Here is a 19,473-nt window from a genome sequence, read left to right as displayed (position 1 = left end):
CACGCCTGATGCCTGGTCCTCTCACAGCAGAGCAGTTCACCACCCGCCAGCGCTACCGTGTACCCGGAATCGTGCTACCAACTGCGTGGACTGGCGCTACCATCAAGCGCTACTCGCCAACGGTCATATAGCCATCGGTAGCTTTGACGGCGATAATACCGCCAGCCAGGCTGAAGGGTATAAGACCGTCGCAAGGAGTTTGTCCTGGCTGCACGTGGAGAAGTGAAGGGCCCAGAGGGTCTCGGTCGAATGCTGCAGCAGGGCCGTCTCGTAAGCGGTCTGACGCAGCGCGATCTCGCGGAGGGGTTGGACACCGACCAGAAGTACATCTGGGGTTTGGAATCCGGCAAGAACACCATCGTGATCGAGCGCATCTTTGCGATCATGCGGGAGACCGGTATTCGCATGTACATGGAGGTCGATCCAGGCACCGACGGGCCCCAAGACGATGTTGTGGACGAGCCCCGTGGGTGACTTGCGCGTCGAGCTATACGGCGAGTTGGTCGGGCATCTGGTCGGTGCGCACGCTGTGATTCTCAGTTGACGGCGTCGGGCTGGCTGCCGGCGATCTGAGCGAGGGCGGCCAAGTGGCCCTCGAACGTTTTTCGCCCATCGACCGTGAGCGCGTGTGTTGAAGACGCTCGGGCGCAGCCATTTCGTGAAGCTGCTTTCCGGCTGAGAGCCGATTGCGGCATCCGCTCTTGGTGGCCATTCGTTCGGTGCGGCTCAATCACGGGCAGGAAGGCAGCTAACGGCGGTGCGACGCCTTCGCCCTGGAGTTCGCGTGCACCCCCAGGTCGGGCAGGACTCAGCTTTCTCCTAGCAAACTCGGATTACGCCCCGCAACTATCCCGACTACGTTCGGGGCACCATACCAATTTCAAGGAGAGAACATGCCCTTCATCACCGTTCCCGCGCCAAATGAAACCGATGTCGAACTGCATTACGAGGACGCAGGCGCCGGTAAGCCCGTCGTGCTGATTCACGGTTGGCCACTCAGTGGCAGGTCGTGGGAGGGCCAGGTGCCCGCACTCGTGGACGCCGGCTACCGGGTGATCACCTATGACCGTCGCGGGTTCGGCCAGTCATCCCAGCCCTGGAACGGATACGACTACGACACGTTCGCTGCCGACCTGAAGGTCGTGCTCGACACCCTCGACCTGCACGAGGTCACCCTCATCGGATTCTCGATGGGCGGCGGTGAGCTCGCCCGCTACGTCGGCACTTATGGCACCGACCGCGTGGCGAAACTCGTCTTCGCCAGCGCAGTAACTCCGTATCTCTGGAAGTCGGAGGACAACCCCGAGGGCGGTGTCGACGCCAGCCTGGCTCAGTGGTTCCACGACGGACTGACTGGCGACCGGCCGGCATTTCTGCACGAATTTCTTGAAATGTTCTTCACGGCCGGTAAGCCCTCGTTGGCCAACAAGCCTAAGGTCAGCTCCGAGCAGATTGCCTACAACCGCGATATCGCAGAAATAGCGTCACCGAAGGGCACGCTCGACTGTACGACCGCGTTTGCGACCACGGATTTTCGCGACGACCTGACGAAAATTACCGTGCCGACCCTGGTAATACACGGCGACTCCGACACGATCGTGCCGTTTGAGGTCAGCGGTAAGCGTACTCACGAGGCCATCGCCGGCAGTGAACTCGTGCTGATCGAAGGTGCTCCGCACGGTCTCACCGTGTCGCACACGGACGAATGGAACCGGCACGTTCTCGAGTTTCTCGCGAAGTAGAGACTCGAGGAGAGCCCGTCGCTGATCGGTGGCGGGCTCTCCTCCGCCCGGGGTCGGACTCGACTAGGCCCGCTCGCAAAATCACCGTGGCACGTCGAGCTGCAACCGGTTGCGGAGTCGAATTGACGGATGCCGTCGCCGCCAGCTGTGCCAGTGGCCTTCCGTACCGAATCGACGATATCCGCTACATCGACGGCGGCTACCGATCGAACGCCGAGAATGCTGATCTGGCCGCCGGATACGGACGGGTGCTGGTGGTGTCACCGTTCGGCGGCAAATCATTGACGCCGCTGCCCTCGGGAGTGCATCTCGCCACTCAGATCGCCGAGCTCCGCGCCGAGGGCAGCACGGTCGGAACGATCTTTCCAGAAGAGCGCTCCGAGCACCTGTTCGGTGTTCACGCGATGAATCTGTCGCTTCGGCCGCTCGCTGCTCGGGCTGGATACGAGCAGGGCACAGCAAGCGCTGACTACCTCGCCGGGTCACGTCCCGCTGAGTGGTGGAGTTTCTCGACACCGTGCAGGTCAGTGGTTCTGATTATGCCGCAGTGAGTTCGGGAACGGGAATCACCCCTGTGAGGATGCTGGCGTCGACGGTTGCGCGGGCGTCGTGGAGCATCTGGGCGACCCTGGGGTGGGAGTGTTCGAGCATGCGGGTGACCTCGTCGAACTGGGCCTGAACGTGCTTGGCGTCCGGCTGGGCGAAGATGGTGCGGATGACGCTGGCGACCATTTCCTGGCTGGCGCGCGGGACGATCGAGAGAATATTTCGCATTTGATGGACACGGCAGCGTTGCCAGCTGGCGCTTTGGAACACGGTGCCGATGGCTTTCTTCGATGACCTGCTCCAGCCGGATTCCGAGAATGTCGATCAGCGCTGTGACCATCTCAGGATCGACCGCACCCGAGCTCAGCAGTGGCGGCGCTGCGAACGCAAGTTGTTCTTTCTCGATGCGAACGGGAACCAACCCTGCGTTGCATTCCTGAACCACAACGCCCGGAGTTGCAGGCACGCCGCCAGCGTCCAGCCAGGCCCGGGCGGTGCCGAGCGTTGAATGGCCAGCGAACGGTTTCCGGTGCAGGGACCGTCGCCGAACACGTCGACCTGGCGAAATTGTCGGATCATCCTCGAACGCTACCAAAACGCGGAAGCGGATTCCGCGGCGGCCCTATTGTCATCTAGCGGTCTTCGAGAACTCGGTTGACGATGTCACTGACTGTTTCGGAAGGCGGGAGCCTGCGCTCCCGTACAAAACTGAGTGGTTGCCATCCGTGGTACCAGACGGCCATCTCGTCTGCGGTGAAGTCGACAGCCCTTGAGCGGGTTTGGTGTCGGAGGACAGTTTCCTCAAAACTCAGGTCGAAGGCATAGAAGCGGGCGTCTTCGGTCATAAGCCTGACGCGCGCGAGCATAGGACCGTACCGGTCGGCGTTGAAGATGCCATCAAGGATCACGTGCTGTCCGACACCCAGGCAGTGCGCCGCCGCAGCTTCGAGCAGATCAGCGTGCGCGAGGCTGTCCTGTTCACGCTCGTGGTAGATCACCCGGCGGAAGTGGTCTTGGCTGAGAATGGCGGCCCGTCCCGGCAACTCCGATTGGAGTCGTTCGGCGATTGTGCTCTTGCCTGAGCCAGAGTTACCACGCAGCACGATCAGCATGAATCGACGCTCGCGGCTGAACCGAGCCCTCGGTATGCGCCAATAATTAGCGTAACGCCAACGTCGATGTTCAATTGTCTCCTCGTTGACCCGACTACTGCCGTGCCCCTCCTTCACAGCGTATCGACGACGACGCCACGCTGGTCACGCGGGCACGAATTCTGCGTGGATGCCTTGACCTTGGTTGACGACGGCTAGAACGCGGCGACTACGACGAGAATGGCGACGACACCCAGCACGATCCCCTTGGCGACGTAGCCCACGACTCCGAGAGTGATCACGGCTCGGGCCGCTCGGCACGGTGAGGTCGGCCGTGAATTTCTTGGCGGCACCCTTGTAAACGAAGTAGGCGCTGATCGCGAGCACGATCAGCCCGGCCCTGAACAAAAGGACCACGCCGCCGGGGGAGGCGAGCAGCGTCGCGCTGACGTCGCTGGCGCTGTATTTCTCTGCGGATGCGACGTGGTTCGGTTTCAGCAAGGCTCGAGACGTGTGCGTGGCCGCGCAGTGTCGGCTCCGGACGATCGACAGACTGCCATCACCTGATGGCCGCTTCGGCACACGAGTCGTCCTGCGCCGTTTGGCCGGTGAGACCGTCCAGCGGCTGAACGGTCGGTACTGGTGCAGGGACGGCGGTTTCGCCCGGTTCCGGCGTTGACGTTTCGACCGGCACTGCGGAATCCGCTGTCGGTTCCGGAGTGGAGGTCGTTCCCGGGAGAGTGAAGGGCTGATCGGCTGCGAGTTTGGTGAACATCTCAGCGGCCACGGATTCCACCGGAACGACCTTGCCCGGAAAATCGGGATCCTCGGTGGTGCCGGGATATTGCACGAACAGCAGTCGGTCCAGATCGATGTCCTTGAGCGCCAGGGCCATCGATACCATCGTGTCGATGTCGGCCAACGAGGTCGACAACTGAATGTTGGTGGCTGCAGTATTGGCTAGTCTGACCAGGGTGGGGATGCTGGTCAGGGTTCCGTTGCCCTGCACGGTGCGCATGAGTGAGGCCATGTAGATTTGCTGCGAGGAGATTCGTGCCAGATCGCTGCGGTCGCCGACGCCCTTGCGGCTGCGCAGGAACGCGAGCGCGGTGTCTCCGGCGACGATGCTGGTGCCCGAGGGCAGGTCCAGTCCCGCAGCGGGGTCGTTGATGGCTGCATTCAGGCAGATGGGAACGCCGCCGACGGCGTCGCTCATCTGCACGACCCCGTCGAACGAGATCAGCCCGGCGTAGGGGATGGTCAGCCCGGTCAACTCGGACACGGTTTTGACCACGCAGGGGAGTCCGCCACGAGACATCGCCTCGTTGACGGGCCGTGCGGCCATCGCCGAAAACTCGGTGCCGCTCGCGGCATCCGTGCAGGCGGGGTGCGCCACGATGAGATCGCGGGGGATGCTCACAACGACCGCGTTGTTGTGGTCGGCAGACACGTGCACGAGAATGTTCACATCGTTGAGAGTGCCGTCACGTTCACCGTACGCCGCGCTTTGCGTTGCATCGTTGTCGATGCCGACCAGCAGAATGTTGAAACCGTTTTCGTAGCTTTCGAGCTGTGGCACGGGCGCGGCCGTGTCACCCGTGGTGATGTCGATCGCGTTGTCGTCGACCGTCTTGCTGAAGCTCCACACCGCCACCGTAGCCACCGCTGACGTGCTCACTGCGGCAACGGCCAGCACGGTCGCCACCAGTCTGAGGGCGATAGAGTACGGATTCGAGCGTTTCAGCCGCCCGTGACGTGCTACTCCGACGATCCGTTTGCTTCGCCTGCCCGCTTCAACCACAGAGCTCCGTTCGTTGTATCCGATCAAGCCCCTCGACGTTGCGCTGGACCATTCCGAGGGTATCGCGCCTCCCGGGGATGACCGTGTTCACGCCCTTTGGCGGAGCGGATGCGCTGACGCAGACGCGGCGTGCCGGTTCACCGCGATAGCCAGCCAGCGGGCCGCTTGACTACGGTGCGACGTAGGCGGACACTGTTGGCACGTGCGGCGAGGTACTAGACATGACCATGCCGTCGGCCAACCATGTTGCCGTCAGATCGAGAAGCACGCGTGGCCCGGTCGCCTCGGGGTCGAGGGTACCCAAAACCACGGCGTTGAGACGCAGGCCGTTCTCGGCAATCTCGCTGGCAGCCGCGCAGATACTCGTCGCGGTGAGGTCGACCTGTTGCACCACGAGGCAGTACGGGCCGGAACCGAGCCGGGCCAGATAAATTCCGTAGGAGCCTCGAGGCGTGAGTCCGGAGGGTCGCACCATGCTGTAAGCCGGTCCGAGGTCGGCCAATTCACCGGCCGAGGGGTCGACCGGTTGGTCGAAAAGCCCGGCAATGGCGCCGACCGCCGCTTCGTTCGGCAGCACGCCGGGTGTGTTCTCAGCTGAGCTGGGGCCGGCAGTGGCCGAAGAGCCGTTCTCGAACGTGGCCATGATGCCCTGCTGCAGCGCCTGGGCACCGAGCGTGCCCAACACGCCAGCGGCCACCCCTGCGGCCAGCAAGATTGAACGCCAACGCACTCGGCCGGCCAGCGGCCGGTCATCGGTGACCGCGTTCGTGGATCCGTCGGCGGGTGGGGGAGCGGCGACACCGGACGCGAGATCCTTGGTGACCGCCATCGTGGCGGCACCCGCATCGGTCAGATCGGTACCGAACCGTTCCAGCAGCTGGGCGACGGCATCCGCGCGCGCAGCGAGGTGCACAATGAGCTGCCGCAGTCGGTGCTCGCTGGCTGTCGCACGCACGGTCGATCCAGCCTCCGTGCGTTCGACCTGCGGCTCGGGCATTGCTGCGCGCGAGAAGACACTGGACTGCAGCTCCACCAGGTACACAGCCGGGTCGATCTCGCCGGCGGGTGTCGGCTGTAACGGATGCGCGGCCCACCACAGCGCGTCCATCACGTCGTGTGCGTCCCGGTTGGTACCGATCAGGGTGGCGAATTCCTGGTCGAGATCCGCTCGCAGGGCATCGTTTCTTTCCGCGGCCGCGCGTAACTGGACTGCCAGATTGTTCACTCGTCCCCGCATCGTCTACCTCACCCTATCCCTCGGCCGCCTGCCCCTTGGTAGCTCGGCACTGCCGTCCAGGCGCTACGTGGCGTGCTGTACGGATGAAGGCTAGATATTCGGGGTGGAGACTTCCTTGGTCGTAACGGGAGGTTTACTGCGTTTTAGGAGACCCGACAGTGCGAAAGTGATCCCGGCGATGATGAGCCCGAGAGTCAGGCCGAACACGGCCGACAAGCCAGTGTCGGTGAGCCAGACGACAGCCGGGCCGGCGGATTCGACCGAGTGCGTGACGACATGGAGCAGGTCGTAGGGGCCGTGCCAGAACGTCTCTGCGAGGTTTGCGATGACCAAGTGGCCGCCGACCCAGAGCATGGCGACCGTTCCGATGATGCCGATCACACGGAACACGGTGGGCATCGATGCCACGATGCGTGCGCCGGTACGTCGCACCTGGCGGGCGGGGTTCTCCATCAAAGCCAAGCCAATGTCGTCGATCTTGACCAATAGTGCGACGGCACCGTAGACGAGCGCGGTCATGCCGAGACCGATGACCACCAGGGCGCCGAGGGTCATCCAGATGCCGAAGTCGGGGTCGAGGCTGGCCAGCGCGATCAGCATAATCTCGGTGCTGAGGATGAGGTCGGTGCGGATTGCGCCGAAAATGAGCTTGCCCTCATCGCGGGATTCCGTCTCGTCGGCGATGTGATGGGTGCCGAACCATTCGGTGACTTTTTCCGCACCTTCGAAGCACAGGTAGGTCCCGCCGAAGATCAGCAGAAACGGCAAAACCCACGGCGCGAACGCGGACAGGAGAAGCGCGAGCGGGATGATGATGACGAACTTGTTGAACAGGCTGCCCAGCGCGATGCGCCAGACAACATGGAGTTCGCGTGCCGGCGAGAGCCCCTGCACATACTGCGGCGTGACGGCCGCATCGTCGATGACGACGCCCGCGGTCTTCGCGCTCGCCTTGAGGGCGGCCGTGAGTATGTCATCGACGACAGCAAGCAGGCCGACAGACATGTGGTACTCCTCGGTTGGGGCATCGCGCTCGTACGGTGCAATGGCGGTGAGGTCCAGATTACCGTGGGGAGGTGAGCAAGAGTCGTCGTGGTGGATTCAGGCGAGCGGATGCACACGCTCGGCACCGGTCGCCGCCGCCAAGTGGCGGTCACCCGACCTGCTTGCGGGGTCAGAAGTCGAGTCGGCGGCCGAAGCTCCGTTTGGCTCGGGGGCGGGCAGAGCAGAAGGCCTCACGGCCGAGCTGCACCATCTCATGGGGCTGGAGCCCGGCTGAATGCAAGGATGCGTCCTTGAGCACCGCTCGACACGGAAACATCCCTCTTTGGCGACGAACTGCGCAGGGCCGGGCATGTCGTTCACACACCCGACCTGTTCGATGGCCGTACCTTTGAAGCCATAGACGAGGGCGTTGGCTACGCCGATCAGGTCGGCTTCGGCGACCTGATCGACCGCGGCGCACAGGCGGTCGCGGGCCTACCCGGAGACCTGGTCTATGCGGGATTCTCCCTCGGGGTGCTCCCCGCCCAGAAGCTGGCGCAGACGCGCTCGGGCGCGCGCGGGGCGCTGCTGTACTATTCCTGCGTTCCAGTATCCGAATTCAGCGCAGCCTGACCGGATGACGTTCCGGTACAAGTGCACGGCGGGCGGCTGTGGCCGAGGAGAAGGCCGCCAAGGCCGGTGCCGACCTGGCGGCAGCCTGCCTCGCTGCAATCGCCGACTTGACCGGCACAGACAAGGAGTTGGCCGAGACCCTGCACACGCTGGTTACGAGCCACACGAATCTGGCCGGGAAGACCTGGTACGGTATGCCGGCCTACGCCGATGGCGATGGCAAGGTGGTGGTGTTCTTTCAGAGCGCCGCGAAGTTCAAGCTGCGCTACGCCACCATCGGCTTTCAGCCAGACGCGCACCTTGACGACGGCGATTTCTGGCCGACCTCCTACGCCGTCACCAAGCTGACCAACGCCGATCAGGATCGGCTGGTGGCATTGCTCAAGAAAGCCGTTGGCTAGCGCGACTTCACGCGGGCCCAGATCTGCGCCGTCCCGCGCTGGTCAGGCATCAAGCGAGACGCCGCGCACGAGTCGGCAGACGGCCAGCATCGACGGAAAGGTTGCCTGATCGCCCAGGAACCGATCGTCAGAGGGCTCAGGACACCCCACGAAGGTCGGCGATCGTCTTCCCGACGCGACGCGCGCGGGTGTCGTCACCCTTCGCATCCGCGATGGCCCGAGCATATTCTTTGCGGCGGCTGTAGGACAGCCTGTTCCAGGCGGCAGTAGCGTCGGAATCCTCCGCGAGCGCCAGTGCGAGCGGCGGCGGCACCTCGACCTCCCGCGGCTCGTCGTCACGCACAATAGTGACCTCCACGGCGTCTCCGCCGCCGAGTTCTGCGACGACCGCGTCCGGGATCACGATGCCGACGTTGTTGCCGTTTTGCAATAAATTCGTGGTGAATCGAGGCATCAGTTGCGTACCGTTCCCTTCTCAGCGCCGACCCCGCCTCTCCGCGTGGCCGCACGGCGGGAACATTTTTGGGGTCGCTATCGTTGTCGCCAGTATGACAACTATTGGAATCATCGGTGCAGGAAACATTGGCAGCCAGGTCGCGCGAAAGGCGATCGAGAGTGGCTATGACGTCGTAATCAGCAATTCCCGAGGACCGGAAACCCTGGCAGACCTCGTGGCGGAACTGGGTCCGAAGGCGAGCGCCGGGACCGCAGCGCAGGCCGCCGAGGCCGCCGACGTGGCGGTCGTCACCGTGCCGCTGAAGGCCTACGCGAACGTGCCCGTCGAACCCCTGTCCGGCAAGATCGTCATCGACACCAATAACTACTATTTCGAACGCGATGGACACATCGAAGCCCTCGACAATGGCCAGGCGACCGTGACGGGCATGTTGCAGAAGCACCTGCCAACGTCTCGCGTGGCCAAGGGATTCAACCACATCACGGCCGCCGACATCACCGCGGATTCCTTCCCGACCGGGGACCCCGAGCGGCGCGCGCTGGCCACGTCCTCTGACTTTGCGGATGCCTCTGCCTTCGTTACCAAGCTCTACGACGAATTCGGCTTCGACACCGTCGACATCGGCCCCCTCGCCGAAAGCTGGCGCGTCGAGCGTGACCGCCCCGCCTATGGCGTGCGTCAGACCATCGCAGAGCTCGAGGCCAACCTGGCGAAGGCACCGCGCACCGTCTGACCCAGCCCGGTGAGCGGAGAAGTCACCTGGAACCGCACACGTCCGCCGACGAAGATTCCCACACTTGGTGGACCGACAGTGTTGGCGAGCGGCCTGCTTCTGCCGCTCAGTCTGGGCGTCGGGGCGGGCGGCACAGCCTATGTCTCGCAGAACGCACTGGGGGTGCTCACCAAGGTCAGTCTCGACGGCACGACCAGTGTCGTTGCGAGTGCCAACCCCGGCGATGAACTCGGGGCCGTCTCCGTGCGTAACGGCACCGTCTACTACTCGACCAACACGCAGGATCACACCGCATCGGCGCTGTACTCGATCCGGCGGCACCTACCGGCCCAGCCACCTATGCCGAAATCGTCGATACCCACCCCTACGCCAGCCTTCCTTTGGATGACGGCGTGTATGTAGCGGATGCCGGTGCCAACGCCGTTCTCAAGGTCGGTTACGACGGAACGGGGAGCACGGCCGCCGTACTCCCGGCCGGTGACCCGATCGTGGTCACTCCCAAGATCGCTGCCGGAGTCGGCTTCCCCGCCGGCACCGCCTCGAGTTTCTTGCGCAGCTGCACAACGTAGAGCCGCAGATAGTCGGATTCGTTGGTGTGGTGGGGCCCCCACACCTCGCTCAGCAGGAGCTCGCGAGTGACCAGCTTGCCGGGGTTGCGCAGCAGAACTTCTAGAATGCGCCACTCGGTTGGGGTGAGTCAAATGACCTCCGATGCCGCACCGTTCACCCGCTTGGCGGCGAGATCGACGGTGACGGCGCCGAACTGCACCACCGGTTCGTCGCCGACCGACGGCACGCGCCGGGTGAGAGCGCGGATTCGGGCGAGCAGTTCCTCGATGGAGAACGGTTTCGTAACGTAATCGTCGGCGCCGAGGTCGAGGGCGTCGACCTTGTCGGCGGCCCCGGTGCGGCCGGAGACCACGAGAATCGGCACCTGACTCCACCCCCGCACCGCCTCGATCACGGCCAGACCGTCGAGGCGCGGCATTCCGAGGTCGAGCATGAGCAGGTCGGGGTGCTGTTCGATGACGGCATTGAGAGCGTCGGCGCCATCGCCGGCCGTGATGATCTCGTAGCCGCGCGCGCCGAGCGTGATGCGCAGAGCGCGCAGAATTTGCGGATCGTCGTCGGCGATGAGAATCTTCATTTGGGTTCCTCCCCGGCCGGGCCGTCCGGAATAGCCGGCAGGACGATCACCATGGTGGACTCCGCCACCGGGCGTGTCATCGGCGTCGAGCGTGCCGCCCATGCCCTCGACGAACCCCTTGGCGATGGCCCGGCCGAGACCGAGACCGGTCAGGTTGTCGGTGTCGCCCAGTCTCTGGAACGGTACGAAGACATCCGCTCGCCGCCTGGCGGGAATTCCCGGTCCGTGGTCGGTCACTCGAATTTCCACCTGACCGGCGAACTCGCTGGCCGAGATCCGCACGCGCGTTCCGGCGGGAGCAAAGCGGATGCCGTCGGCCACGACGTTCACGATGGCCCGCTGCAACAGCCCCGCGTCGGCCAGAACCGTGCTGAGCTGGGGGCCGAGGTCCAGGTCGACCTGCTCGGGACCGAGTTCGAGCTCGTCGAGGGCCGGAAGAACCACCCGCCGCACGGCCAGCGCGCCGGCCTGCAGTCGGCTCACATCGAGCAGGTTCGTGATGAGCGCCGAGAGCGATTCCAGACTTTCGTCGGCGGTCCCGAGCAGCTCGGCGCGGTCGTCGGCGCTCAGCGCAACGTCGGTGGCGCGCAGCCCGCTCACGGCCGCGGTGGCCGACGCGAGCGGGCGACGCAGGTCATGTCCGACGGCAGCGAGCAGGGCGCTCCGCACCCGGTCGGGCTCGGCGCGCGGCGCGATCGCATCGCCTCCTGTGAAGCGACCGGCCCACCGGGCAGCGACTGGGTCGCCCCGCTCAGGGTCGTGATGGTTGTGAAACCGCTCACGTTCTGAATCACGCCAACAGCGATGAGCACGATCGCGGCCACAATGGACAACGGCAACAGCAGGCGCAGGATGCCGCGGGTCAGGTCCACCCAGAAATTGCCGATCGTGCCGGCCCGCACGGCAGCGAACGCTCGCACCAGGGCGATGGCCACGGAGAGCGCCGCCAGGTCTGTTCGGAGCGCGGATCGACACCGATCAGTCGGTAGAAGCCGCGCTCGACGCGCAGGTTCCGCCGGCTGGTGTCGATGAGCGCTATGTAGTCACCGAGCGGGCGATAGATGAGGGCGAGAACCAGAGCCACGGTTGCCGCCTGCAGGGCAACCGACCAGGTATCCATTAGAACGACTCCGGCTTTATTAGGGCAACGAGCAGGTAAACGATGGCGGCCACGGCCAGACCGGCGGCAATGACCGAGAACACGATCACAGTTTCTCGACCCCCCAGGCGACAAACGCGACGAGGGCGAACAGGGCGCAGACGCCCAGGAGATAGATAAGGTCGAGCATGAAAGCTCCTTCTGCGGCGGCGAGAGATAGACGTGGCGGCGCGGGTTGTGTGCTGCACCGGAGAAAGTAGACACCCGCCGGGAACGGGACGGGACGATCCTCACGACTTCCATACGCCGCACGGCGCAAAGCTAACGACATTGCCGCGGGCAAAGGTCGTCGGACAAATCCTTCTGGCCACTGAACCATTCCCCGTGGTAACTCGTGGTAGCTCCAAGGACCCCTACGCCTCGCACCACAGCGCCGATACCAGTCATCGAATAGCAACACTTCATCACGCACCAATTCGAAAAGCGTGCACCGAGAGAAGGAAGCAATCATGAACAGCAGAATTTGGCTCAAGGTCGGGCCCGTCGTCGGGGCGGTTGCGCTCAGCGTTCTCGCGCTGACCGCATGCTCGCAGGGAACGACGGCACCGGCTGCCGACACATCAAGTTCATCCAGTGCGACGAGCGACGCCGCCGTCAAGCCGGCTCTGGCCACCGCGGACAGTTCGCTCGGCACGATCGTCGTCGATACCGCCGGGATGACCCTGTATGTGTTCGACAAGGACGTCGCCGACTCCGGCAAGAGTACCTGCGAGGGCGAATGCCTCGTCAAATGGCCAGCCGTCATCGCCGAATCCGACACCCCCACCGTTGACGGTGTGACCGGCACGGTCGGTGTCATCACCCGCACCGACGGCACCAAGCAAGTCACCCTCAATGGTCTTCCGCTCTACTACTGGGCGGGCGACGCTGCTGCCGGTGACACCACCGGCGAGGGTGTTGGCGGCGTTTGGTGGGTTGTCGCTCCCAACGGCGACAAGATCGCTGGATAACGTCCTCAATCAGGCGTCGCCTCGCAGACCCCGTACCCATCGGCACCGCGAAGCCGAGGGGTACGGGTGCTCCGGCACCGGGCAGAATAGACGAGTGTATGTTCTGGTGCGGCAAGCGAGCGGGGGCGACGTGCTCGTCGACCCGCTGGACGATGCTGGCCTCCCGCTCGAGACTGCCCGCCGACTCACCATGAGCGAGTTTCACTCGTTCGTGAAGTCCCGCGAGCCGACAACGCGCGTGCCAGCGGGGCAAAACGCCGCTGCGCCCCGATGGGTCTGGGAAGACACCGCCCGAATCTATCCCGTTCTGCTCGCGGTCGGGATCCGTGTGGACCGTTGCCATGATCTCCGCCTCTGCCACGTGATCCTGAAGAATTCCGCCCTCACGATGACGAGCCCACTCGCGCTGGCCGCACCAGGTGGCTGGGATGTGGCGAGCTTGGGACCGATCGACGAGGCGGAACCTCGGGCGACGCTGTTCGACCTCGACCTCGACGTCGACGGTGACGCGGCCGATGAATTTGACGCTGACGGCTCCGGTGATGCCGCTGCCGGTGACTCCGGCGCAGCGCGCGAGTTTCGACGCCAGCTCGACGCCGTGGCATCCGCTGGCGAACCGGGGCGACTGCGGCTGCTGCTGGCGGCCGAATCCGCCGGTGCCCTGGTAGCCGCGGAGATGCGTTATGCCGGACTGCCCTGGCGCACCGACGTGCACGATGTGCTCCTCACCCGGGAACTGGGGCCGCGGGTCGCGCCCGGGGTACGGCCGGAGCGTCTGGAGCTGCTGGCCCAGCGCATCCGTTTCGAACTGGATGATCCGGACCTCAACCCTGACTCCCCGCAGGATTTGTTCAAGGCGCTGCAGCGAGTGGGCCTCAGCGTCACGTCCACGCGCGGGTGGGAGCTGCAGAAGCTGGAGCATCCGGTCATCGAACCGTTGCTGCAGTATAAGAAACTGGCCCGGCTGCTCAGCGCCAACGGCTGGACCTGGATGGAGTCCTGGGTCGTCGACGGCCGATTCCACCCCGACTACGTACCTGGAGGTGTCGTGACCGGTCGCTGGGCCACCCGCGGTGGGGGAGCGCTGCAGTTGCCCAAACAGATTCGCGGTGCCGTGGTCGCTGACGTCGGCTGGAAACTCGTCGTAGCGGATGCCGCCCAACTCGAGCCGCGAATCCTCGCGGCGCTCGCACAGGACACGAGCATGGCCACGGCCGGGCGCGGAACCGACCTGTATGCCGGAATTGTGTCGAGCGGCGTCGTCGAAACTCGCGACCACGCCAAGGTCGCCATGCTCGGCGCCATGTACGGCGCCACGACCGGGGAAAGCGGTCGACTGATGCCCCGCCTCGCCCGCGCCTATCCCCGGGCGATCGCTCTGACCGAGTCGGCCGCCCGCGCGGGAGAACGTGGCGAGGTCGTCACAACCAGACTTGGGCGATCGTCGCCGATCCCGGGGCCGGGTTGGCACGAAGCCCAAGCGCAAGCCTATGATCCGGCGGCAACAGCGAGCGATGAGCGGCGCGCCCGCAGCCAAGCCCGCGACTGGGGACGCTTCACCCGCAACTTCATCGTGCAGGGCAGTGCCGCCGAATGGGCCCTGTGCTGGATGGCCGAGATCCGCCGAGAGCTCACGGCCTTGCCAGGCCTTGCACGCCGCGATCGCGCGGTAGCGGCCCGCTCCGAAGCGGATGCCGCCCCCGACACAGTCCCTGCGTCGGGTTCTCTCAACCAGCAGTCGACGTCGCAGGCTCCGGGGGCCCGCCCGCCCTTCGACGCCGAACCGCATCTGGTGTTCTTTCTGCACGACGAAGTGATCGTGCACACGCCGGCGGAGCTGGCCGAGGCTGTGGCTCAGATCATCGTCACGGCCGCCGACACGGCGGGGCGGCTGCTCTTCGGTGACTTTCCGGTCGACTTCATGCTCACGGTGGCCACCGTAGACAACTACGCCCAGGCCAAGTAGCCGGTCAAAGTCGACCTGCGTGACGGGTCTGCGGTGCGGGTATGCGGGTCTGGGCGCGTAGAAAGGCGGGCCCCGCGCTGTGTGCGTGGGGCCCGCCGGGTGTTCCTGCGAGGGAATTCTGTGGGGGTTGGTCTGGTGGTTAGCCCTTTTTGATGACGACGGTGGTGTTGTCGGTGTAGTAGTTGCGTTGGAAGTCGATGGTGGTGGTGGTTTTAGCGATCACGGCGCAGTTGGCGACCTTGGTGTCTCTGCCGAAGGTGTTGTCTTTGATGATCGTTCCTTTGAGTGGGCCGTAGGCTTTTTCGGCGATGTTGATGGTGCAGGCGCCGTTGTTGGCGAAGTTGTCGGTGAAGCTGAAGTTGGAGACGACTCCGCGGTCCTGGGTGATTTGCACGGCGGCGCTGTGTGAGTCGGTGAGGCGGTTGCCGGTGACTGTGACGTTGTTACCGATCTGTACTTGGATGGAGTCGTCGTGGCTGGGTGATCCTCCCTGGTTGGGGTCGTTGAGGTAGTGCGTGTGGTCGTGGATCCAGCTGTTCTGAATGAGCACGTTGCTGCCGGTGACGTGGATGCCGTCGATGACGTTGTGTGAGCTGCTGCGGGTATTTCGGACAGCGGAATTAGTGGATTTTTCTACGCTGCCAGTGCTGGCTGTTGATAACCATAGTGGACTTCATTGGGCCGGCGATATCCCAGCGCGGAGTGCCGGCGTCGGCTGTTGTAAAACCCTTCGATATACCGGATAACGTCGCTGCGAGCTTGTGATTTCGTCGCGTATGCGGTGCGGTAAACGCGCTCGTTCTTGAGCATCGAGAAAAAACTCTCGGCCATGCTGTTGATGCCCCTATGTTGTCAATTCATGCTGCGCGAGGTTTTGGGCTGGTCGGGAATGGTTTTGAGGATGGTGAAGATTTCGCGTGCGAGGTATCGTTTGAGGCAGCGGATGACGTCTCGCTTGCTTTTCCCTTGCGCGGTGCGGTTCTGTAGGTAGTTTTGGGTGGTTTCATCCCATCGAAGTCTCGTCAGCACGATTCGATATAAGGCTGCGTTGGCTTGGCGGTTCCCACCGCGATTGAGGCGCCGCTTCGTCGTTTTTCCTGACGAGAACTCGACCGGGCTGACGCCGCAGAGCGCTGCGAATGCGGCTTCGTTCTTCATTCTTCATTCTTTCGGGATTGTCGCCGACGGCGATGAGTAGCGCAGCGGCGCTGTCGTAGCCGACGCCGGGGCGGTCTAGGAGCTCGGGCGCGCAGGCTGTCACCGTTCGTGTCATGGCCGTTTCCAGGCGGCTGAGTTGCTCGGTGAGGTGGTGGATGCGGGTGGCGAGTTCACTCATGAGCATTCGTTCGACGGTGCTGGGCAGCAGCAGGGCGCAGGCTCGGCTGAGGGCTTTGGTGCTGAGTCCACGGAGCTGATCGCGCAGTGCTGGCTCTGCGCCGACTACGAGGCCTTTGAGCTGGTTGATCGCGGTCGTTCGTGCCTTCACTGCTGACGATTTCACCAACCGCATGTGGCGTAGTTCTTCGGCGGCACCGATACCTGTTTTCGGCGTCGCCAAGGACCGACCGGCGATGACTGCCCGGGCCGCGGCTTCAGCGTCAACGGCATCTGTTTTCCCGGCTTTGCGCCGCAGTGCTCGGTCTGGTTGATTTACCTCGAACACTGTCACGTTTTGGGTTTGGAGGTATTTCATCAGCGCGGAACCGTACGACCCGGTGCATTCGATACCGGCCGCGTTCACGTCCCCGAACCGGTGGGCCCACTCCAAAGTCGCTGCATAGCCATCGCGTGTCGTCGGGAAGCTGTGAGTCGCTAGAAGAACTCCCGTGATCGTCAGGATCGCCGCGACGTGGACATCCTTGTGTGTGTCTACGCCAAGGATCACCCCTTCGCCGTGGAGCGCTGGTCGCGACTTTCGCGGGTGCTTCAGAACAGATGAGCTCATGGCTGCCTTTCGTGGGGTGTTGACGAGCAATTCCACGAGAGGAAGTCAGTCAGGACTGTGACGATCCACGCAGGCAGCGAACGCCCACGGAAAGGCCCCTATTGGGACATGGCTGGGCCAGGTGAAACTTCAGGCACCAGACCCGGTCGCGGCCGACAGATCAACGCAAGGACACGCCGGCGAAGAGGCCGACTGTCAATCCCAACACGGGTCAAGCCGCGACCTGGCCTGATGGGTTGATCGTCTCACAGTCCCAGCACACGCCCGTGCGCCCCATCGAGGAACGCATGCCCAGACTGGTCACCAGGGCCCGAAACTCGGCCGACGTATAAACGCTTCCGCGGTCGGAGTGCCAGATCGCGTCTGGCTCGATCAGGGTCGTCGCCGCGGCGTTGGTGAGGGCGTCGGCGACGAGTTCAGTGCGCATGTGATCGGCGATGGACCAGCCGACGACCTTCTTCGAATAGCAGTCGATGACGGTGGCTAAGTAGATGAATCCCTGCCAGGTATGAATGTAGGTGATGTCGCCGACGAACTTGACGCCAGGACGCGTCGCGGTGAAGTCGCGTTTGACGAGGTCGGGCATGCTCGCGGCCGCCTCAGCATCGGCTTCAGTCGTGATTCGGAAGGGCCGTGGTTGGCAGGCCACAAGGCCGATCTGGCGCATGATCTGCCGTACCAGCTCGGGCGAGCACTCGGTCTGTTCCGCGGCGAGGTCGGCGTGGATGCGCCGGTAGCCGTAAGTGCCGTCGGACTCTTCGAAGAAGTGCTGAATCCGGCCGATCAGGGCCTGTCTGCGCGCCGCAGTCGCTGACTGCGGCCGTGTTGCCCAGTGGTAGAAACCTGACGTGGACACGGCCAACCACAGGCACATTTTCATCACCGAATTCCGGTTGGCGGGTTCAGATTTTTGGGAGTCGATGTATTCGTACTTGCTCACTACCGCTGCTCCCGCGCGAAGTAAGCGCTGGCTTTTTTCAAGAAGGCGGTCTCCGCCCGCAGCTCCTGAACTTCCCGCTCAAGTGCCTTCAGACGGGCCCGTTCCGACACCGTCAAGTCTGCTTCCGTGCCGCCATGAGTCTCGCGGTGTTTGCCCAGCCAGTTCCGGAGCGTCTCGGGTCCGACGCCGTACGCGGTGGCGACGTCCTTGATCGGTTTGGACGTGTCGATCACCTCGCGGCACAACTCGTCTTTGAACTCTTGGGTGAAACGCCTACGCGATGCGGTCATGCTGATCTCTACTCTCAGTGAACCCTCATTTTAAGAGGGCCCACTGTCCGAGATATCCGCAGCAGCTCAGTGGATGTTCAGGCGGGTGGCGGTGAAGTTGTAGCCGTAGATGCCGTTGGCGTCGGGTGAGGCGACGGTGGGGAACAGTTCGGTGTCGGTGATCACGAGGTTGCTGTAGCCGCCGAGGTTGTTGATCAGGGCGCCGGGACCGTTCATGGTGCGGCCGCGGATGATGGAGTTTTTGATGGTGACGTTGGCGGCGCTGATTTTGATCAGGCCGCGCACGTCGAGGCCGTTCAGGACGGTGCCGGGGGTGGTGACGTTGATGTCACCGTTGACGACCTTCAGGCTGGTGCCGGCGGGAACACCGGCGTTCGTCGCTGTCGGCGTGCCCGCCGTCGGCTGAGCTGGAGTCGGTGTGGGCGTCGGCGTCGGGGTAGGAGCCGGTGCCGGGGTAGGCGCCGGTGCCGGGGTGGGTGCAGGGGTGGGTGCGGGGACGGTATTGGCGGTATAGCCGACGATGGTCATGTCGACGGTGACGTTGGCGGTGGCGCTGGCGACGGTGAGGGTGCCGTCGGATTTGCTGGTGACGGGGACGGTGTAGGTGCGTTCGGGGCCGTCGCCGGTGGGGGCGGTGAAGTAGTAGCGCTGGGTGTTTTCCGGGCCGACGAGAACTTTGATGTCGGTGCGGGCGGCGGCGGTGGTGTCGAACATGACCTGCACGGAGGCGGCGTCAGCGGGGATGGTGCCGAGGTCGGTGGTGACCTTGCTGCCGGCGGGGACAGCGACCGTGGTGGTGTTCGTGGCGGCTTGGGCCGGCAGCACGGCGAGGCCGCTGAACGCGACGGCGAACGCGCCGGCGGCGGCGATCAGGGCCAGGCGGCGCGACGGACGAGCGGTGGAAGGAAGGGTGGAGCGCGAAGCGAAAGCAGTGTTGGACATGGGTCACATTTCGTCTAGTGCACGGATTCGGGGGGTGCGGGTGAGCGGCTGTGGAGGGGGCCGCGTCGTGTGAAATGAGTATTGCCCACTATGGGTATTGTCACAATCGAATACGGGTTTTTCTCAGGTTCACCCCGTTTCGGGGTGGACGAAAACCCGGAAACGGGCACAAAAAAGCGGCCGGACCAGCGATAACAGGGCCGACCGTATCCGTGTAACGAATGTGGAGTCTGTGCACGATTCCCCGTACGCGCTGTCCCAATGCGGCCTCTGGTGGTCACAGATGTGCGTTCGCGGCCAACGAAGCCTCGCCTACACCGGGCCCCGGGAAGGCCTGTCAGGTGCTTGTCAATGCGCAGGTGGCTGGGGCATAATGGCGCTATCGGCTCGCTGCGCTCTGGCGGTCGAATAATTTCACATTCACCATCGTGCCCGCAGCAGTGAGTTGCAAGTAGCTCAACGTTGTAAGCGCGGTCGTTCCGAGGTCGTTGGGGAAGACGCACCTACTA

The 19,473-nt window shown here is 64.0% G+C and carries 19 protein-coding genes and 7 pseudogenes; 8 read left to right on the top strand and 18 right to left on the bottom strand.

Annotation, left to right across the window (positions count from 1 at the left end; genetic code table 11):
* Positions 1-222 precede the first annotated feature (222 nt).
* From E3T35_RS02200 to E3T35_RS02190, 3 genes are all read left to right on the top strand, one after another.
* Positions 223-474, top strand: a complete 252-nt coding sequence (locus E3T35_RS02200; RefSeq protein ID WP_241988694.1) for a helix-turn-helix domain-containing protein — start codon at positions 223-225, stop codon at positions 472-474.
* Positions 475-893: 419 nt separating this feature from the next.
* Positions 894-1,742, top strand: a complete 849-nt coding sequence (locus E3T35_RS02195) for an alpha/beta fold hydrolase (protein ID WP_134377741.1) — start codon at positions 894-896, stop codon at positions 1,740-1,742.
* 86 nt (positions 1,743-1,828) lie between these two features.
* Positions 1,829-2,293 (top strand): hypothetical protein, encoded by a 465-nt coding sequence (locus tag E3T35_RS02190; protein WP_134346875.1) that lies wholly within the window; start codon positions 1,829-1,831, stop codon positions 2,291-2,293.
* 49 nt (positions 2,294-2,342) lie between these two features.
* Here the strand turns inward: E3T35_RS02190 and E3T35_RS02185 are convergent.
* The 7 genes and pseudogenes from E3T35_RS02185 to E3T35_RS02155 all read right to left on the bottom strand — a co-directional run.
* Positions 2,343-2,543 (bottom strand): annotated as a pseudogene (locus E3T35_RS02185) (transposase); the annotation flags it as partial.
* Between the two features lie 108 nt (positions 2,544-2,651).
* Positions 2,652-2,867: a hypothetical protein gene (locus tag E3T35_RS20145; protein ID WP_370449196.1), complete on the bottom strand. Its 216-nt coding sequence runs from the start codon at positions 2,865-2,867 to the stop codon at positions 2,652-2,654.
* Between the two features lie 53 nt (positions 2,868-2,920).
* Positions 2,921-3,400 carry an AAA family ATPase gene (locus tag E3T35_RS02175; protein ID WP_134346877.1) on the bottom strand — a complete coding sequence of 160 codons (480 nt, stop codon included), beginning with the start codon at positions 3,398-3,400 and terminating at the stop codon, positions 2,921-2,923.
* Positions 3,401-3,544: 144 nt separating this feature from the next.
* The gene (locus tag E3T35_RS02170) at positions 3,545-3,880 is read right to left on the bottom strand and encodes a DUF1206 domain-containing protein (RefSeq protein ID WP_134346878.1); all 336 of its coding nucleotides are present in this window, start codon (positions 3,878-3,880) and stop codon (positions 3,545-3,547) included.
* Positions 3,881-3,938: 58 nt separating this feature from the next.
* Positions 3,939-5,075 carry an LCP family protein gene (locus E3T35_RS02165; RefSeq protein WP_241988693.1) on the bottom strand — a complete coding sequence of 379 codons (1,137 nt, stop codon included), beginning with the start codon at positions 5,073-5,075 and terminating at the stop codon, positions 3,939-3,941.
* Positions 5,076-5,349: 274 nt separating this feature from the next.
* Positions 5,350-6,405 carry a hypothetical protein gene (locus tag E3T35_RS02160; protein WP_134377739.1) on the bottom strand — a complete coding sequence of 352 codons (1,056 nt, stop codon included), beginning with the start codon at positions 6,403-6,405 and terminating at the stop codon, positions 5,350-5,352.
* 102 nt (positions 6,406-6,507) lie between these two features.
* A complete protein-coding gene (locus E3T35_RS02155; RefSeq protein WP_134377738.1) occupies positions 6,508-7,422 on the bottom strand; it encodes a DUF808 domain-containing protein in 915 nt (304 codons plus the stop codon).
* Between the two features lie 650 nt (positions 7,423-8,072).
* On the opposite strand from E3T35_RS02155, the gene E3T35_RS02150 reads away from it, so the two are divergent.
* Entirely contained in the window at positions 8,073-8,435 is a 363-nt protein-coding gene (locus E3T35_RS02150; protein ID WP_166789802.1) for a hypothetical protein, read from the top strand.
* A 136-nt stretch (positions 8,436-8,571) separates the two neighbouring features.
* Here E3T35_RS02150 and E3T35_RS02145 read toward each other — a convergent pair whose 3' ends face one another.
* Positions 8,572-8,889 (bottom strand): YdeI family protein, encoded by a 318-nt coding sequence (locus E3T35_RS02145; protein ID WP_134377737.1) that lies wholly within the window; start codon positions 8,887-8,889, stop codon positions 8,572-8,574.
* A 94-nt stretch (positions 8,890-8,983) separates the two neighbouring features.
* Between E3T35_RS02145 and E3T35_RS02140 the strand changes: the two genes are divergently transcribed.
* On the top strand, positions 8,984-9,625 hold the full coding sequence (locus E3T35_RS02140; RefSeq protein ID WP_134377736.1) for an NADPH-dependent F420 reductase: 642 nt from the start codon (positions 8,984-8,986) through the stop codon (positions 9,623-9,625).
* A 9-nt stretch (positions 9,626-9,634) separates the two neighbouring features.
* The gene (locus E3T35_RS02135) at positions 9,635-10,027 is read left to right on the top strand and encodes a hypothetical protein (RefSeq protein WP_134377735.1); all 393 of its coding nucleotides are present in this window, start codon (positions 9,635-9,637) and stop codon (positions 10,025-10,027) included.
* Positions 10,028-10,061: 34 nt separating this feature from the next.
* Here the strand turns inward: E3T35_RS02135 and E3T35_RS02130 are convergent.
* The 4 genes and pseudogenes from E3T35_RS02130 to E3T35_RS02115 form a co-directional block, all read right to left on the bottom strand.
* Positions 10,062-10,772 (bottom strand): annotated as a pseudogene (locus E3T35_RS02130) (response regulator transcription factor).
* Positions 10,769-11,468 (bottom strand): annotated as a pseudogene (locus E3T35_RS02125) (sensor histidine kinase); the annotation flags it as partial. The pseudogenes E3T35_RS02125 and E3T35_RS02130, both read right to left, overlap by 4 nt.
* Positions 11,468-11,892, bottom strand: a pseudogene (locus tag E3T35_RS02120) (potassium-transporting ATPase subunit KdpA); the annotation flags it as partial. The pseudogenes E3T35_RS02125 and E3T35_RS02120, both read right to left, overlap by 1 nt.
* On the bottom strand, positions 11,892-11,981 hold the full coding sequence (locus tag E3T35_RS02115; protein WP_134346886.1) for a potassium-transporting ATPase subunit F: 90 nt from the start codon (positions 11,979-11,981) through the stop codon (positions 11,892-11,894). The gene E3T35_RS02115 and the pseudogene E3T35_RS02120, both read right to left, overlap by 1 nt.
* Before the next feature lie 399 nt (positions 11,982-12,380).
* Between E3T35_RS02115 and E3T35_RS02110 the strand changes: the two genes are divergently transcribed.
* Positions 12,381-12,881 (top strand): hypothetical protein, encoded by a 501-nt coding sequence (locus E3T35_RS02110; RefSeq protein ID WP_134346887.1) that lies wholly within the window; start codon positions 12,381-12,383, stop codon positions 12,879-12,881.
* A gap of 94 nt (positions 12,882-12,975) precedes the next feature.
* Positions 12,976-14,847 carry a bifunctional 3'-5' exonuclease/DNA polymerase gene (locus tag E3T35_RS02105; RefSeq protein ID WP_241988692.1) on the top strand — a complete coding sequence of 624 codons (1,872 nt, stop codon included), beginning with the start codon at positions 12,976-12,978 and terminating at the stop codon, positions 14,845-14,847.
* Between the two features lie 139 nt (positions 14,848-14,986).
* Here the strand turns inward: E3T35_RS02105 and E3T35_RS02100 are convergent, their stop codons facing one another.
* The 6 genes and pseudogenes from E3T35_RS02100 to E3T35_RS19500 form a co-directional block, all read right to left on the bottom strand.
* On the bottom strand, positions 14,987-15,397 hold the full coding sequence (locus tag E3T35_RS02100) for a hypothetical protein (protein ID WP_134377733.1): 411 nt from the start codon (positions 15,395-15,397) through the stop codon (positions 14,987-14,989).
* Positions 15,398-15,480: 83 nt separating this feature from the next.
* Positions 15,481-15,684: pseudogene (locus E3T35_RS02095) on the bottom strand (integrase core domain-containing protein); the annotation flags it as partial.
* A 15-nt stretch (positions 15,685-15,699) separates the two neighbouring features.
* Entirely contained in the window at positions 15,700-16,005 is a 306-nt protein-coding gene (locus E3T35_RS20140) for a transposase (RefSeq protein WP_370449288.1), read from the bottom strand.
* Between the two features lie 289 nt (positions 16,006-16,294).
* Positions 16,295-16,792, bottom strand: a pseudogene (locus E3T35_RS20135) (transposase); the annotation flags it as partial.
* 250 nt (positions 16,793-17,042) lie between these two features.
* Positions 17,043-18,022, bottom strand: a pseudogene (locus E3T35_RS02085) (IS3 family transposase); the annotation flags it as partial.
* A gap of 66 nt (positions 18,023-18,088) precedes the next feature.
* Complete coding sequence (locus E3T35_RS19500; protein WP_134377732.1) at positions 18,089-18,964, bottom strand: hypothetical protein; 876 nt, start codon at positions 18,962-18,964, stop codon at positions 18,089-18,091.
* Positions 18,965-19,473 lie beyond the last annotated feature (509 nt).

Source organism: Cryobacterium sp. TMT1-2-2, assembly GCF_004403505.1.
GTDB classification, from domain to species: Bacteria; Actinomycetota; Actinomycetes; order Actinomycetales; family Microbacteriaceae; genus Cryobacterium; species Cryobacterium flavum.
This window is presented reverse-complemented; position numbering and strand designations above follow the sequence as displayed.